The 15257-nt window shown below is 65.5% G+C and carries 14 protein-coding genes; 7 read left to right on the top strand and 7 right to left on the bottom strand.

Translation table 11 applies throughout. From position 1 onward, the window contains the following. Positions 1 to 45 precede the first annotated feature (45 nt). The 3 genes from VN634_02700 to VN634_02690 all read right to left on the bottom strand — a co-directional run bounded on the left by VN634_02700 (position 46) and on the right by VN634_02690 (position 4023). Complete coding sequence (locus tag VN634_02700) at positions 46 to 1806, bottom strand: hypothetical protein (GenBank protein HXC49772.1); 1761 nt, start codon at positions 1804 to 1806, stop codon at positions 46 to 48. Continuing rightward, complete coding sequence (locus tag VN634_02695) at positions 1803 to 2618, bottom strand: hypothetical protein (protein HXC49771.1); 816 nt, start codon at positions 2616 to 2618, stop codon at positions 1803 to 1805. Before VN634_02695 ends, VN634_02700 begins: the two co-directional genes overlap by 4 nt. Before the next feature lie 157 nt (positions 2619 to 2775). Further along, entirely contained in the window at positions 2776 to 4023 is a 1248-nt protein-coding gene (locus VN634_02690; GenBank protein HXC49770.1) for a cytochrome P450, read from the bottom strand. Positions 4024 to 4161: 138 nt separating this feature from the next. Here VN634_02690 and VN634_02685 point away from each other — a divergent pair, with 138 nt between their 5' ends. Together VN634_02685 and VN634_02680 are read left to right on the top strand one after the other, a co-directional pair. After that, a complete protein-coding gene (locus VN634_02685; protein ID HXC49769.1) occupies positions 4162 to 5040 on the top strand; it encodes a hypothetical protein in 879 nt (292 codons plus the stop codon). Continuing rightward, a complete protein-coding gene (locus tag VN634_02680) occupies positions 5027 to 5347 on the top strand; it encodes a hypothetical protein (GenBank protein ID HXC49768.1) in 321 nt (106 codons plus the stop codon). The genes VN634_02685 and VN634_02680 overlap by 14 nt, the downstream gene beginning before the upstream one ends. 16 nt (positions 5348 to 5363) lie before the next feature. On the opposite strand, the gene VN634_02675 is transcribed toward VN634_02680, so the two are convergent. Then, entirely contained in the window at positions 5364 to 6983 is a 1620-nt protein-coding gene (locus tag VN634_02675) for a carboxylesterase family protein (protein ID HXC49767.1), read from the bottom strand. 71 nt (positions 6984 to 7054) lie between these two features. Between VN634_02675 and VN634_02670 the strand changes: the two genes are divergently transcribed. The 4 genes from VN634_02670 to VN634_02655 are packed head-to-tail and all read left to right on the top strand — an operon-like array spanning position 7055 to position 12461. Then, a complete protein-coding gene (locus tag VN634_02670) occupies positions 7055 to 8311 on the top strand; it encodes a phosphotransferase family protein (GenBank protein HXC49766.1) in 1257 nt (418 codons plus the stop codon). Next, positions 8312 to 9337, top strand: a complete 1026-nt coding sequence (locus VN634_02665) for an MBL fold metallo-hydrolase (protein ID HXC49765.1) — start codon at positions 8312 to 8314, stop codon at positions 9335 to 9337. Further along, positions 9334 to 11301 (top strand): hypothetical protein, encoded by a 1968-nt coding sequence (locus tag VN634_02660; protein ID HXC49764.1) that lies wholly within the window; start codon positions 9334 to 9336, stop codon positions 11299 to 11301. The genes VN634_02665 and VN634_02660 overlap by 4 nt, the downstream gene beginning before the upstream one ends. Further along, complete coding sequence (locus VN634_02655; GenBank protein ID HXC49763.1) at positions 11298 to 12461, top strand: serine hydrolase domain-containing protein; 1164 nt, start codon at positions 11298 to 11300, stop codon at positions 12459 to 12461. Before VN634_02660 ends, VN634_02655 begins: the two co-directional genes overlap by 4 nt. Here VN634_02655 and VN634_02650 read toward each other — a convergent pair. Together VN634_02650 and VN634_02645 are read right to left on the bottom strand one after the other, a co-directional pair. Further along, the gene (locus tag VN634_02650; protein ID HXC49762.1) at positions 12458 to 13159 is read right to left on the bottom strand and encodes a DUF1566 domain-containing protein; all 702 of its coding nucleotides are present in this window, start codon (positions 13157 to 13159) and stop codon (positions 12458 to 12460) included. The two genes, VN634_02655 and VN634_02650, sit on opposite strands and share 4 nt — an antisense overlap. Positions 13160 to 13340: 181 nt before the next feature. Then, positions 13341 to 13994, bottom strand: coding sequence for a hypothetical protein (locus VN634_02645; GenBank protein ID HXC49761.1), 654 nt, complete (start codon positions 13992 to 13994; stop codon positions 13341 to 13343). 165 nt (positions 13995 to 14159) lie between these two features. On the opposite strand from VN634_02645, the gene VN634_02640 reads away from it, so the two are divergent. Further along, positions 14160 to 14657 (top strand): YchJ family protein, encoded by a 498-nt coding sequence (locus VN634_02640; GenBank protein ID HXC49760.1) that lies wholly within the window; start codon positions 14160 to 14162, stop codon positions 14655 to 14657. A gap of 24 nt (positions 14658 to 14681) precedes the next feature. On the opposite strand, the gene VN634_02635 is transcribed toward VN634_02640, so the two are convergent. Then, the gene (locus VN634_02635; protein ID HXC49759.1) at positions 14682 to 14963 is read right to left on the bottom strand and encodes a hypothetical protein; all 282 of its coding nucleotides are present in this window, start codon (positions 14961 to 14963) and stop codon (positions 14682 to 14684) included. Between the last annotated feature and the right edge of the window lie 294 nt (positions 14964 to 15257).

Genomic DNA, 15257 nt, shown 5'->3' with positions numbered 1-15257 from the left:
ACGCAGCGATTCGCTTTCGTCAAGCACGGGCGCCCGGTTCGTCTTTCACGGCTCGAGCAGACACGTCGAGTTGCAGCCGTCGCCCTCGACGGTGTTGCCGTCGTCGCAGGTCTCGTTCTCGTCGATCTCCGAGTTTCCGCAGACCGGGCAGCCGTCAAATGGAAACACGGCGAGGACGGGAGCGGGCTTGACCGTGCCGTCGAGAACGGGAGGCTTGGCGGCATCACGGTAATAGATCGACGTCTGTGAAGCGGGCCGTCCGAGGATCGCGCTGCCAGGCTCCGTCGTCATGCTCTCGCGAATCCAGAACTTGTTGTACCCGGTGTAGCCTTCCTGGTGTCCCTTGCTGCCGTTGATCTCGCCACCGGACTCGAGGCGCAGCCGGCAGACGTCGAAGAACAGCGTGGCTCCCCCGTAGGCCCCACCGGTCTCGATACGTCCGCCGACCGATACGTTGCCGCCGTAGACGCGCACATCGCCGCCGCCGCCGTATCCTTCGCCGTAGTACGAGAGGGCGCGCCCGCGGGTGTTGATGCGGCCGTCGATGGTGATCGAACCAGCTTCCGATGCCTCGAACGAGACGATGGCGGAGTGTGCGGATGCCGTGGTGATCCTCGCTCTCCTGCCGATCGTGATCGAGCCTCCGGCAGCGAAGGAAACTCCGTGAAACGCTGCACCGAAAAAGCCCTTTCCCCTGGAGGTAAGGAAGCCGGAGAACGACGTGTCCTCGCCGCTCTCGAAGTACCAGTCGCCGGCGAACGGCGCGTCGTCGGCGTAATGGCTGATGCCGCTGTCGCCCAGCATCCGTACGCGCTCGCCAACGACGATGTCGCCGCCGGCATTGAGGAAGCCGTACCCTCCGGGATAGCCGGCGGTGCTTCCGTAATAGGTCTCATGGCCGCCGTTGATGTTCATCACGGCACTCTCGCCGGGGATGCGCACCACGAGAAGATCGCGACCAGCCGCGAGATCGATGGTTCCGCCGATACTCGCGTCCTGCGCGACACCTTGTGTGAGGATCGAGGAGCCGATCGCAATGTCGCGTCCGGCGCTCATATCGACGTAGGCGGCCCCGCCCGTGGCGCGGATCGGACGGCGCACCGTGACATCGACGGCCGCGTCCAGCTGCACCTGCCCGCCGCGGCCGACAATGGTGCCGCCGTAGTCATGGTCGACTCCTGCGTCGACGTCGATGTCGGCGTTCACCTCGATCGATCCCTGGGTCGAGTCGATCTCGACACTGCCGCCGTCGGTCATGAGTGAGTTGCCGGATGCGTCGAACCGACCCTCGACACTCACGTCGCCGACAGCGCGCAGGGTGATGGTCGAGGAGTTGCCATCGACGTCGCCCGCAAGCCGCATTCCTCCGTCCCCTTCGGAACAGACGCCGGCGCTTGCACCCGCGCACACCGAGTCGTCGAGACACGGCAGCGACGGGTTTGCCGAACAGCTCCGGCGCGCCGTTATGGTCGCAAACTCGGGCGTGCCGTTCGGACCGAGCTTCAGCCACAGCCCGGGACCATCGGTTTCGAACGCCCCGCACAGAAGATCGAGAGTGCCCTCGAAACGTCCGCCGCTCGCTACGCGCACGGTGCGAAGTCCAAAGTCCAGGGGGAAGTCCGCGTCGACCTGTACGACGGTGGAGACGATGCACGGGTCGCTCGCCGGCGGACAGATGTCATCGGCAGTAACCGCGACGGCAGCGGCGGCCGTGATGCTGCTCGCCAGCACGACCGCCGTGATCAGGCCACATTTCGCAGCCGCCGCGATCGCGACACGACCGAATGTCGAAGCGGTCGTGATCATCGTCCACCCTCCGCACTTTGCGGGGGTCGCCCGTTGACGCGCAGGTCGTCGCGGGCATTGCTCTGCGATTTCACGATCTCCCATGTGCCGCCGCTTCCGCGTACGACGATCCCGTCGCGGCCGTTGCCGACCGCCTGCGCCCCGTCGAGGTCGTTGCCCTCGCCGTCCACGATCAGGCCGCTGCGGGCATTCCTGTCGGCAGCAGCGTCGACCGCAGCATTGTTGCTGAAGATACGAATCCCGTTTTCGCCGTTTTCGAAACTTGCCACTCCCGACAAACGCCCGCCGTTTCCGCGAACGTGGAGTCCGTCGCGTCCGTTTCCGCTGGCGACGACATCCTCGAAGACCGCGCCCGCCATGGTAACGCGCGCACCTTCATTGCGGTTGTCGCGCAGGTCGAGTCGGCTGACTCGCGCGAGCGCAACAGCTTCGGTCGCCACGAGTCCGACGCCGAAGCCCGTGACGATGCCGTGGCGCGGAGCCGGTGAGCCGATCACCAGCGCGCCGTCGCTTCCGCCGTCTGCCACGCGAATGCCGATGCCGACTCCGCTGCCGTGAAGCTCGAGACCGTCGAGCTCGAGCCGTATCGATTCGGCCATCGCGGCGGCGCGGATTGTCAATCCGTCTAGGGTGCAGCGCGTCGTAACGACGGGATCGTCCGGCAGCAGGCGCGTGTCGGAGACGACCGTATCGCCGCAGCGACAGGCGATGCGCTTTCCATCGACGTCGCCTCCGCACGGAGCAGCGAGAGCGAACGTCGGAGAGGCGAGGATTGTGAAGATACAGAGAAAAACGAATCGCGCCCCGCCCATGCGGCGCAACGTATCGGAGCGGCTCGAGCTGCGTCAACCGGGCGATGCGCGATTCCCTGGTCTTCGCTCATCGAGCGTCCGATGCACTGCTGCTCCCGGCAGACAGCGTAGTCGCTGGTACGGAGCCTTCCTTACGGCCGTGCCGGTAGACCGCGCCTTAGCTCATTACGTAGCGAATCGGCAGCCGCTTCGGCCCGCCGACGAATGTTGCCAGCGTGAACTCCGGATCGCCGTCGAGCTCGACCGACTCGAGACGCGGCAGCAGCTCGCGAAGGAATCCGCGAAGCTCCATGCGCGACAGGTGCGCACCGAGGCAGAAGTGCACTCCGATTCCGAACGCGAGATGCTCGCCGGCGTTCTTTCGCGTCACGTCGAATGCGAACGGATCCTCGAAGACCGACTCGTCGCGATTCGCCGACAGGTACGACATCAGCAGGCCGTCGCCCTTGCGGATCGGTTTGCCGCCGAGCTCATAGTCGACCTGCGCGTAGCGCATGAAGTGCCGCACCGGCGTCGCGATGCGGATCATCTCGTCGACCGCATTGTCGATGAGTGACGGATCATCTTTCAGCAGGCGCAGCTGCTCGGGGTGGCGGGCAAGCAATAGCAGGCCGGTCGCGAGCGCGCTCGACGTGGTATCGTGCCCCGCCGTCGCGACGATCGTGTAGTAGCCGGCCGTTTCGAGCTCGCCGAGCGGCTCGCCGGAAATCTTTCCGTTGGCGATCGTTGTCGCGAGGTCGCTCGTCGGATGCGCGCGGCGGTCGGCCGTCATCGCTGCGAAGTACGTCGCGAAATCCATGAGCGCCTCGATCAGCGCCCGCGTGCGGTCGTCGCCGGCAAATTCGACGTCTTCGTTGCCGAACAGCTGCTGCGTGAGCTGCAGCATGCGCGGCTCGTCGGTGTCCGGAACGCCGAGAATGCTCATGATCACGCGCAGCGGGTAATACAGCGCAATGTCGCGTGCGAAGTCGCAGCGGCTGCCTCGTTCGGCCATGCGGCCGACGAACTCGCGCGAGAGCTCGGCGATGCGCTCCTCGAACAGGCGCTTCAGATTGGCCGGCTTGAACCAGTCGTTGGTCACCGCGCGGTACGCGCGGTGCTCGGCGCCGTCCATGTGAACCAGCGTCTTGATCTCGACGCCGATAGCAGCCCGCTCCTCGAGCGACACGCGCGGGAACAGCACCGACTCCATCGTGTTCCAGAACTTGTCGTGCTGGCGCTCGATCTCGGCGACGTGCTCGTGACGGGTGACCGCCCAGAACGGATCGAAGCCCGGCTCCTCGACGCGGTGCACGGGATCTTCGCGGCGAATCCGCGCCGCCGCTTCGTGCCAGCGTTTCTCGTCGGCATACGCCGTCGGGTCGACGAAAATCCGGCCGGGCCGTTCGGTAAGGTTCGTTGTCATCGCAGTGCGCGACAGAATCATGAAAGCCGGGCTCAGTCGATCCATGGACCGGCACGCGAACGCCTGTGGGAAGTCCGGCGATCTTCGGGTAGAACAACTGACACTTCACTGCCACGCAGTGCGTACGGGAGATACGGAATGGGAAATCGGGGTTTGTCGCTGCTCGCGATTCTGGCCGTCGTTGCATTTGGCCCATCGGCCGGGGCCCAGGTCTGCGGAGACGTCAACGAGACCAATACGGTGACGACCGCGGACGCGCTGAGCGTCCTCAAGTTTGCCGTCGGACAGCCCGTCAGTCTCGTCTGCGGAGGCGAGTGTGCGACGCTCGAGCCGCGCGTCCAGGAGCTCGAGGAAACGCTCGCCAGCACACAGGCGAGTCTTGCCGAGCTGCAGGACGTGGTCGGCGACCTGCAGGCGCTTCTCGCCGGAGTTTCGCGAGCCACCGACACGATCGTGTTCTCGGGTGTCAACGTACAGGTCGTCGACGGAAGCGGCTCGACCGGCGGCACCACCAACGGACTCGGCAATCTCGTCGTCGGATACAACGAGGCGTCGTCGGGCCAGGATCACACCGGTTCGCACAATCTCGTCGTCGGCGAGCAGCACGAGTACACGAGCTTTGGCGGCATCGTGGCCGGCGAACGCAACACGATCTCCAACCGCGCCGCGTGCGTGCTCGGAGGCAAGGACAACGTCGCCTCGGGCCTGAACTCTGCGGTCTGCGGGGGCTCGCAGAACGTTGCGAGCGGCCAGTATGCAAGCGTCGGCGCCGGCTTCGGCAACACCGCGAGCGGCATCAATTCCACCGTGTCCGGCGGATGCGAGAACACCGCGAGCAATACGTTCGCGGCCGTCAGCGGCGGACAGGGCGCGCTTGCGAGCGGTCAGTGGTCGTCAGTCACCGGCGGTTTCACGAACAAGGCGACGGGAACCCATTCCGCCGTCAGCGGCGGCTCGACGCACACCGCGAGCGGCCCGTTCAACTGGAAAGCCGGATCGCTGAGTGAAGACCAGTAACCTCGCGCTCATGTCGTTGACGCTGCTTGCGTGCGCAGGTGCTGCGCACGCCGGGTCCACGACGCTCACTGGTGATTCGACGCTGGCCGAATGGACCGCTGCCAGTGCGGCCGAGCGTTCCGAGGTTGCCGTCGCGCTCGCGAAGAACCGGCTCGCGCCGGATGCGAGCAAGCTCGACGTTGCAAAGACTGCGATGGAAATCAGCGGGTGCCTGTCGGCGACGGCGAAGGATTCGCGCCTGGGCGGGTGGAAGGTCGCGCCGACGGCGACGACCTGCCTTACCGCGCCCGAGCGCGAATCGAAGTAGTCCTCTCAAGCCGCGCTCAGAGCGTGCCTGCCTCGTACCTCGAGGACCAGAACTCGCACTCGGCCTTCTTGTATTCCGAGAGCTGTGCCAGCGGAGCGTCGAGGCGCAGCATCTTCCAGCTCTTCTCCTTGAACTTGGGCCATTTGAAGCGGCCCGCGTTCTTCGGCTTGCCGGTGGTCGCAAGCGACGACCAGTACTGCTGTACGCTCGCCGACAGGATCTTGTCGGTCGCGCCGAAGTCGTCGATCGAGTTGAACACGAAGCCGATCTCGATTCCGTGGAACACGCCGAGATTGAGCGAATCGATCAGGCCGAGGGGCGGCTTGCGGTCAAAGTTGTAAACGAACGTCCGCGCCTTGTTGGCCTTGATGCGCGAGTAGCGCTTCGCCGTATCGTACGTCGAACAGACCAGCGCGGCGTCGCCGAACACGTGGATGAGAGCATCGCGCGGTGAATCGTAGTTCGACGCCGGATACATCGCCTCGACTGCCGCTGCGTCGGTGTCGAACCGGCTGATCAGCTCTGCGGTGTACTCTTCGGGCGTCAGCTCGGGGCTGTTGACGAAGAACAGAGTTCCTTCGTCGGTGTTCGAACCGAGGATGTACGGCTTTCTCGGGATCAGCGTGGTGTCTTCGACGGCGTCGTCGAACAGGTTGATCGGTAGATCCGTGAGGAATCCGCCGTCGACCGAAATCGCCAGATTGGTTCCTTCTCCGACCAGCGCGACGAGCGGCCCGGCATCGAGCAGGTCTCCGGTCGATACGCCGCGCAGGCACGCGAGCCGGTCCTCGGCGTCACCGCAGCCGACGGCGTCGGCAATCACATCGGCCTGATCGATCGACTCCTGATTCGTGTTGACGCCGACGGTGCAGCCGCCGCTCTCGCTGATCGCCTTCTGGAACAGCGGCTGGCTGCCGGCCGAGACGACGTGCGCGCAGACGTCGAACGAACCAGCCGACTCGCCGTAGATCGTCACGTTCGCCGGATCGCCGCCGAAGGCCGCGATGTTGTCGTGGACCCACTGCATGCCTTTGCGCTGGTCGAGAAGTCCCTGGTTGCCGGCGTACGGATAGCCTGGATCCTCGGCGGCAATCTCGGTCAGCCCGAAGAACCCGAAGACGTTCAGGCGATAGTTCACGCTGACGACGATCACGTTGTTGTCCCGCGCCATCCTGTGACCGTCGTAGAACTGGCCGGTGTGACCGGGGAACGGAACCGGATCGCCGGTCGATCCGGACGTGTTCGAGCCGCCGTGGATCCAGAACATGACCGGAAGCGGCGTCGTCGGTGCCGGGTTCGGCGTCCACACATTCAGGTACAGACAGTCTTCGTTCTCGATGCGCGTGTTGTTGTTGGTCAGGGTCGGGAGCTGCGAGCATGCCGGCGGGTAGGCCGTCGCATCGAGCGTGACCACCCACGGCGTCGGATCCTGCGGCGGCTTGAAGCGAAGCGGGCCGACCGGCGGCGCGGCATACGGAATGCCGAGGAACTCGCGAGCGCCGTCGGTGACTTGCCCCTGCACGTTGCCGTCGGCGGTCGCGATCAGCGTCTGCGCCGAGGCGAGCGCCGGCAGTCCGAATGCAGCCGACAGAATGAGCGCGGCAGCGGCAGTTTGCCGCGATACGAAACGTTTCATGATTGGGTCTCCTCCCCTGGTCATCCGGAATGGATGGTCGAAGCGTCGAAGTTGGCCATGGGCAGCAGCCGATGCAACCGCACTCGATCGAGCACTGCGGTTCGACTCCATCGGCGCGCTCGATTACGAGCCACCGGAGGCCTGGCAGGCCGGCACACCGCGGCGACGATCCGGACGCCGGCCGGCATCGCAGCGGGAACGAGCCGACCGCCGAAGCCAACCAGAGCATGCAGACCATGCGTCCGTCCGAATACAAGACCGCGAAAGATGCCGGGAAGGAAGCGGGAATCGACGGCGAGCTCGTCGATTTCGCCGTTCTTTCGGACTGGATGGATCGCGAGGGCCTGCCGGGCGGCCAGATCACCGGCATCCGGCTGCTGGCCGGGGGCACGCAGAACGTGCTCGTGCGGTTTTCCCGCGGCGGCCGCGAATACGTGCTTCGCCGCCCGCCCCGCCACCTTCGTCCGAAGAGCAACGATTCACTGCGACGCGAGGGCCGCGTGCTGGCCGCGCTCGCCGGCAGCGACGTGCCGCACCCCGGTTTCATCGCCGGCTGCTTCGACGAAGCGGTGATGGGCGGCGCCGTGTTCTACCTGATGGAGCCCGTCGATGGCTTCAATGCGACGACGGAGCTTCCGGCGCTTCATGCCGGCGATGCCGGCGTTCGCCATGAAATGGGACTCGAATCCGCGCGCGCGCTGTCGCGACTGTCGCGTCTGGATCCCGCCGCGATCGGCCTTTCCGACTTCGGAAAGCCGCAGGGCTTTCTCGAGCGCCAGGTATCGAGGTGGCTGTCCGAGCTCGAGTCGTACTCGCGGCATCAGGGCTATCCCGGGCCTCGCATTCCCGGCATCGAGCGCATCGCCGCGTGGCTCGAGCGCAATCGTCCCGAGCAGGGAGCGACCGGCATTCTTCACGGCGACTATCATCTCGCCAACGTGATGTACGACCCGGCGAGCGCGCGGCTGGTGGCCATCGTCGACTGGGAGATGTCGACGCTCGGAGATCCGCTGCTCGATCTCGGCTGGCTGCTCGCGACGTGGCCCGACGCCGAAGACGTCTCGGTCGGCGCGGCGTCGCTCTACGTGCAGGCCGGTGGTCTGCCGCGGCGCGACGAGCTCGTGCGGAGCTATGCCGAGGGCTGCAGTCGCGCGCTCGATTCGCTCGACTGGTACGTCGCAATGGCGTGCTTCAAGCTCGGCATCGTCCTCGAAGGAACCCACGCCCGCGCTTTCGCCGGCAAGGCACCGGTCGAAATCGGCGACATGCTGCACGCAATCACGCTCGGACTTTTCCGGCGCGCCGACCGGATCGTAGCGGGCAGCTGAATGCGCATCCTCAGAATATTTGTTGCGCTGGTGGCCGGGCTTCTCGTCGTGGCAGGAACCTGGCTTGCGTGGCAGTGGAACCTGCGGCCGTCCGTTTATGGTTACGCGTCCGAGCTCGCGATCGCGCCTGCGGATTCTGCGGCCGGCGCCGACGGTCTGCGCGTGACGTTCCTCGGCGTGTCCACGCTCCTGTTTCGTGATGCGAAGACCGCCGTGATGACCGATGGATTTTTCACGCGTCCGGGCCTCGTGCGCACCGCGCTCGGCAGGATCGAACCGGATGCGGAGCGGATCGACGCCGCGCTGAAGATGGCCGGGATCGAGCATCTGGACGCCATCGTCACCGGGCACTCGCACTACGATCATGCGATGGACACGGCCGATGTCGCGTCACGGACCGGCGCCGTGATCGTCGGCTCCGAGAGCACGGCCAATACCGCACGTGGGCGCGATTTTCCGGAAAGTCGCATCCATGTGGTGCGCGGCACCGAGACGCTGAGCTTTGGTGATCTTACGGTCACTGTGGTTCCGTCGCGCCACTTTCCCCACGGACAGGGCATGGGCGAGATCACCAGGCCGCTCGCCACTCCCGCACGTGTCACGGAGTATCTCGAAGGCGGAAGCTTCTCGATCTTCGTCGAACGCGCGGGCCGCACTGCGCTGGTCCAGTCGAGCGCCGGCTATGTCGAAGGTGCGCTTGCAGGACGCAAGGCCGACGTCGTGTTTCTCGGAATCGGCCTTCTCGGGACCAAGGACGATGCGTACCGCGATGCGTACTGGCGCGAGACCGTCGCTGCCGTCGGTGCAAAGCGGGTGATTCCGATCCACTGGGACGATTTTACGCGCGGCCTCGAGCAGCCGCTCGTTGCACTTCCGTTCCTGCTCGACAGGGTCGACGTCGCAATGGCGTTCGTGCGCGAGCGCGCCGGCCGCGACAGGATCGACGTTCGCTGGCCGGCCGTCGCCGAGCCGTTCGATCCGTTCGAAGGGCTGGCCGCTGCAGCAAGCAGCGGGAACCCGCCGTGACGTTTCGCGCCAGCCGGCGCGCCGACGCGCTCGTCTTCGCGCTGGTGTTGCTGAGTGCCGGCTATTTCCACCAGGGCGGAGGCTGGAACCAGAACGCGCGCTTTGCGCTGGTGCGCTCGATCGTCGAAGCGCACACGTTCTTCATCGATTCGTATCTCGTCTACGAACGCGATCCGGCGGCGACCGATGCGTTCGTCCGCGTGCCCGTCCGCAGTGGAAACGTTGCGCATGCCGGATCCGAGGTTGCGCTCGCGTGGAGGGGAACCTCCGGGCGCATGCTCGCGATCGATCCCGCCGCCGCCGGCGCACGCAAGCTCGCTGCCGTCGACGACGTGGCCGCCACCGGCGACGTCGCGTACTTCGACGGACACTTTCATCCGAACAAGGCACCAGGCACTTCGTTTGCTGCGGTTCCCGGCTACGCGCTGGTGCGGCTCGTCGGGAGCGTTTTCGGGGCCAATCCGGATTCCTCGGGCGCATTGCGTATCGGCGCATGGCTCGCATCCGTACTGAGCGCCGGCCTCGCGACTGCATTCGCGGCCGTGCTCATCCTGAGAATCGCCCGCTGGCTCGCCTCCGAAGCCGCGGCCCGCGCGGCCGCCCTGGTGTTCGCATTTGCGACGATGGGCTGGACGTACGGAACGATGCTGTTCGAGCACAACCTGATTGCCGCCGCTCTTGTCGCCAGCGTGTATTTCGTCGAGAAGGAGGCTCGCCGACGCGAGGGTGCGACCGACGCGGACGCGACAGCATTTTCGCCGGCGCTCGCTGCCGCCGGTTTTTTCGCCGGTTACGCGGCGATCACCAACTATACGATGGCGCTCGTCGTGCCGGTGTTCGCGCTGTTCCTCTACACGCGGCTGCGGTCGGTGCGCGGCCTCGTCTGGTTCGGAGCCGGCGTTTTCATGCCGCTCGCCGTCATCTGTGCATACAACCAGGCGTGCTTCGGTACGCCGTTCACGACCAACTATGCCTACGAGAGCAAGCTGTTCGTCGGCAGCACCGGCAAACTGTTCGGCATCTTTGCGCTGCCGCAGCTCGACGTCGCGAGCGCGCTTCTGTTTTCGCCGTTTCGCGGCTTGTTCTTTACGTCCCCGGTGCTGCTGGTTTCGGTCGCTGCGCTCGGGCTCCTGTGGCGGGAACGCACGCTGCGGCCGCTGGCCATGCTCGTCGCCGCAGTCGCGGTGTTTCTGCTCATCGTCAACGCGAGCTTCAACGGCTGGGATGGCGGCTGGTGCGCGGTTCCGCGCTATCTCGCGCCGGGCATGGCGCTCCTGGCCATCCCGGTTGCGGCAGGCTTCGACCGCTGGCGGCTGATGACGATCGGGCTTGCCGCCGTATCATTCGTGATCCAGTTCCTTCTCGTCGCCGTCGATCCGCAGGTGCCGATCGGCGACGTCGGAATCTCCGGAATGTCCGTCTCGAGCGTGTTCCTGATCGATCCGATGACGCGCTACGTGGTGCCGCTTTTCACGAGCGGCCGTCCGTGGCCGCTGCTCGAGGACGCCATCGAGCAGAACGTCCAGCAGTCGATGCGCCAGGCTCTCGCACGCGGCGATGCGAAGGCCGACGTCGAGCGCAAGGCGGACCAGCTCCGGCGTGAGCTTCGCGCTCGCATCGAAAGCGGCGAGCGCACGCCGTTCGAGCTTGCCGGCGTCGTCGGACCTGTCTCGGCCAATCCGATCGGCGTGTACGAGGGCTACTACTTCCAGAAATTTCCCGCCGGCAGCGACGAAGCGGCGTGGAACTCGTTCAATGCAGGCGAGTATGTGTTTCCGCGCAGCCGGCTGAGCCTTCTTCCGCTGCTGCTGATCGCCGGCGGCCTGCTTGCCCTTCTGTTCCAATCGGACGACGAAGACACCAGCGAGCCGAGGCCGGTGCGAGCGCCCGCTCCTGCTCCTGCACCGCCTTCGGCCGCATCAGGGCGGCGCACCGAGCCACGACGCACGCGGAGGAAAAAATGAACGTACCCGAACGCAGCGAGCCCGAAGCTCACGGCCAGGTGCAAGGCCACGTCGAACCCGGTTTCGAGCGCGTGCGAGACGCTTTCGAAACCAACTTCGCCGAGGGCCGCGAGGTCGGCGCATCGTTCGCCGTCGAGCTCGACGGCAAGCTGGTCGTCGATTTGTGGGGAGGATTCGCCGACCGCGGCCGCTCGCGGCCGTGGGAGACGGATACGCTTGCGAATGTGTGGTCGACGACCAAGGGATTCAGCTCGCTGTGCATCGCGATGCTGGTCGACCGCGGCCGGCTCTCGTACGAGCAGACCGTCGCGAGCGTGTGGCCGGAATTTGCCGCTGCCGGAAAGGAGCACCTGACGGTAGGTCAGGTCATGAGTCATCAGGGCGGACTTTCCGGTGCAACCACAAAGCTTTCCGCTCGCGACTACGCCGACCATGACGCCATGGCCGAGCGGCTGGCCGCGCAGGCGCCAATGTTCGAGCCCGGACAGTCGGGCTACCACGCCGTCACGCACGGGTTTCTTGCCGGCGAGCTGGTGCGCCGCACCGTCGGGCGTTCGCTCGGGCGTTTCTTTGCGGAGTCGGTTGCCGTTCCGCTCGGCGCCGATGCCTGGATCGGGCTTCCGGAAAGCGAGGACGGCCGCGTTTGCGAGATGCTTCGTGCGCACGTCCTGGCCGGCACGCTGCAGCCAGCGCTTCCGCCGCATCCGGCCGCGCGCGCCGCGCTCGCGAATCCGCCGCTCGACGGCGAATTGCCGAACGAGCGCTGGTGGCGTGCAGCCGAGATTCCTGCTGCCAATGCGCAGACCAATGCGCGCGCGATCGCAAAGATCTACGCGATGATCGCGCGCGGCGGCGAGTCGGGCGGCCGGCGCTATCTGTCGGCCGAAACGATTGCCGAGGCTACGCGCGAGCGGGTGGCCTCGACCGATCTCGTGCTCGGATTCCCGATGCGCTGGGGCGCCGGCTTCCTGCTGAACGACGGCGTGATCTACGGGCCGAACCCGCGGTCGTTCGGGCATTCGGGCTGGGGCGGATCGTTCGGCTGCGCGGATCCGGACGCGAAGCTCGGCATCGGCTACGCAATGAACCAGATGTTTGCCAACGTGCGCGGCGATCCGCGGTCGCTCGGCCTTCTCCAGGCCGTCTACGAGTCGCTCTAGAAGCCGCCGCGCACCGCGCGAACGTAGTTCTGGATCGTCTTGCCGGTCGCGTAGGTATCGCCGTCGTCGAAGTACACGGTCCATGCCGACGATTCGTCGAGCTGATAGGTCGTCGACGACCAGTACGCATCGGAAACCGTGCAGCTGCAGGTCAGGACCGTGCAGCCTGCGCTGCATCCCGTGTTGAAGATCGGAAATACGGCCGGGCTCGTCTCACCCAGGCTGCGAATCGTCTCGAGCTCGTTCTCGTTCGGAAGACGCCAGTCGTTGTGACCGGCGAAGCTCGACGAATTCAATGTGGCGATCTTCTGCGTGAACGCACTTTGCCAGTCGTAGAGACCTTCGTCGAAGTCGTGGATGCTGTCGTCGTCCGAGAGCTTTTCCCACATCAGGCCGGTGTTGTCGTCGGAGATCGTACCATCGCCGTTGTCGGTGAAGCTCTGTGCGACGCCTTTCTTCAGAGCGGCGTCCTGGCCGGTACCCGTGCATGAAATCGCTTCGCCGCCCTGGTCGTAGCAGAGCGTCTGTCCGGTCTCGAGAGTAGTCGCCGCTGCCGGGCACTGGAGTGTCACCGGTTGTCCGACCGCTTTCTTCAACACCGAAAGCGCATCGCTGCTGGTGACCGTACCGCTGGCGTTGACGTCACCGCAGGTATCGGCGGCCTGAGCGCTTGCAGCCAGCACCACAAGAATCGACACGGAGAAGATGTTTCGCAGCATAGTGCTGCGAACGATAGCGCGGCACCGGCAGAGGTACAGCGGCGTTCGCCTCAACGTGGTGCAACCTGAGCGACAAATGTCACTCGCCTGCGGCAAAAAAATTGCTGTGCGCGAGCGAGTCCGGCACGACGCGTGCGCGCTTGGCCGGTTCGATCCGTGGTCAGCGTGGAAACGGCGCGGTTCGTCCAATCAAGAGAACGTGGCGTCCGCCCTTGCCGCTGTCGTGACGCGACGGAAGCTGGACCGACTCGGCGCGAAATCCGGCGCGGGCAAGGGCCTTCTCGAAAGGCTTGCTCGCCGAGGCCGACCACACCGCAAACGTGCCGCCGGGGCGCAGTGCCCTGGCAACCGTCGCAAGCCCGGACGGCGAATAGATTCCGCGGTTGCCGGGCGTCACCAGTGCGTCCGGGCCGTTGTCGACGTCGAGAAGAATGGCGTCGAAGCCATCACCGGGCGATCGCAGGACCTGCTGCACGTCCTTGACCTCGAGGCGCACGCGCCGGTCGCCGAGTGCGTCGTTCGTCAGTGCGGCGAGCGGCCCCCGATTCCACTCCACCACGCACTCGAAGAGCTCGGCCACGACCACCTCGGCGTTCGCAGGCAGAATGTCGAGCGTCGCGCGCAGCGTGTATCCCATGCCGAGACCGCCGATCAGTACCCGCGGCCGGCGGCTGCGCAGCGCAGCATCGAGACTGCGGGCGGCCATCGCCTGTTCGCTTCCGTGAAGCCGGCTCGACATGAGCACTTCGTTGCCGATGCGCACGACGAAGCCGGCGCCTTCTTCGTGCAGCGTAAGCAGCGCGCCGCCCGGCATGACGCCGGATCCGAGGAGTTTACGGGCCTGCAAGCGGGCACAATGGCGGAAAGCGCTCGAGGTAGCGAAGCGGGAGGCAGCAGTGCCGTGGAGCGTGCAGCGTCCGATGGTGCTCGCTGGCCGAAACTGCAAAAAACGCCGGATGGAAGCTCCGGAGGTTTTCTCGTGACCGAGTGTCCTTGTGGTTCAGGTATCGCGCTTGCCGGCTGCTGCGACCGTTTCCTGACCGGAAAGCAGGTGCCCGAGACGGCCGAGCAGCTGATGCGTGCGCGCTACACCGCCTACACGCGGGGTCAGGTTCCGTTCCTGATGGACACGCTGCATTCGACCAACCGGAATGAAGGCGACGAGGAATCGGCGAAGCGCTGGGCTGCCGATTCCGAGTGGCTGGGGCTGGAAATCGTAGACACCGACGGCGGCACTGCCGCGGACTCCGAAGGCACCGTCGAGTTCATCGCGCGTTTTCGCGACAAGAAGGGCGACCTGCAGACGCATCACGAAGTCAGCACCTTCGTGAAGGAAGACGGCCGCTGGCTCTTCAAGGAAGGCCATACGCCCGAGCCGGCCACGGTGCGACGGTCCGCACCCAAGACGGGCCGCAACGATCCGTGCCCGTGCGGCAGCGGAAAGAAGTTCAAGAAGTGCTGCGAGAAAAAAAGCTGAAGCGGCCCGCAGCGCCTCGCCGCATTACGGCATGATGAACGTCCACCCGATGAGCGACGACGGCGACTGCAGCGCGCATACCCGCGTCGTCATGTTGCACAGGTAGCACGCCCAGGTGGTCTGACTGAGCGAGGTCTGACTGAGGCCGTCGCTGCTTCGCAGCACGGTGCCTGCGAGCAGTGTCGTGCAACCATAGTTGGTCGACACACCACCGCCACCCCCTCTGACCGGTTTCTTCGCATCGGCGGTGCCGCCGGCAAGTACGACGGCCAGGGCCGCCAGGATCAGCGTCTTCTTCATATTCATCTCGCTTGGTTCCTTCCGGACGACTCGTCCCGCGAAATCGTCACGGCTGAATGAAATTGAATCGCCGCAGCGTAACGGAGCTGCGTTACCGTGAGCCAGTCACTATCTGACTACAGCAACACACCCATCTGATGGGTCGCGATTTAAATGCTCGACACTACGGCGAATTGTGATGCCGTTCGTCTCCATGGTTCGAAGTTAACCATGAAAGACGACGGTTCCCGCCGTGCGCGTCGAAACCTTCTCGATCAGGTGGTAGTCGATTCGCGCGACGGCACGATGTCGCGCGCAAGG

This window comes from Candidatus Limnocylindrales bacterium (assembly GCA_035571835.1).
Lineage (GTDB): Bacteria > Desulfobacterota > Binatia > UBA1149 > CAITLU01 > DATNBU01.
This window is presented reverse-complemented; position numbering and strand designations above follow the sequence as displayed.

Bases quoted from the DNA above. Each gene is read 5' to 3' on its own strand.
- VN634_02695 (HXC49771.1), bottom strand. From the start codon at position 2,618: ATGGGCGGGGCGCGATTCGTTTTTCTCTGTATCTTCACAATCCTCGCC.
- VN634_02700 (HXC49772.1), bottom strand. From the start codon at position 1,806: ATGATCACGACCGCTTCGACATTCGGTCGTGTCGCGATCGCGGCGGCT.
- VN634_02655 (HXC49763.1), top strand. From the start codon at position 11,298: ATGAACGTACCCGAACGCAGCGAGCCCGAAGCTCACGGCCAGGTGCAA.
- VN634_02635 (HXC49759.1), bottom strand. From the start codon at position 14,963: ATGAATATGAAGAAGACGCTGATCCTGGCGGCCCTGGCCGTCGTACTT.
- VN634_02685 (HXC49769.1), top strand. From the start codon at position 4,162: ATGGGAAATCGGGGTTTGTCGCTGCTCGCGATTCTGGCCGTCGTTGCA.
- VN634_02665 (HXC49765.1), top strand. From the start codon at position 8,312: ATGCGCATCCTCAGAATATTTGTTGCGCTGGTGGCCGGGCTTCTCGTC.
- VN634_02675 (HXC49767.1), bottom strand. From the start codon at position 6,983: ATGAAACGTTTCGTATCGCGGCAAACTGCCGCTGCCGCGCTCATTCTG.
- VN634_02670 (HXC49766.1), top strand. From the start codon at position 7,055: ATGCAACCGCACTCGATCGAGCACTGCGGTTCGACTCCATCGGCGCGC.
- VN634_02690 (HXC49770.1), bottom strand. From the start codon at position 4,023: ATGACAACGAACCTTACCGAACGGCCCGGCCGGATTTTCGTCGACCCG.
- VN634_02645 (HXC49761.1), bottom strand. From the start codon at position 13,994: ATGCCGGGCGGCGCGCTGCTTACGCTGCACGAAGAAGGCGCCGGCTTC.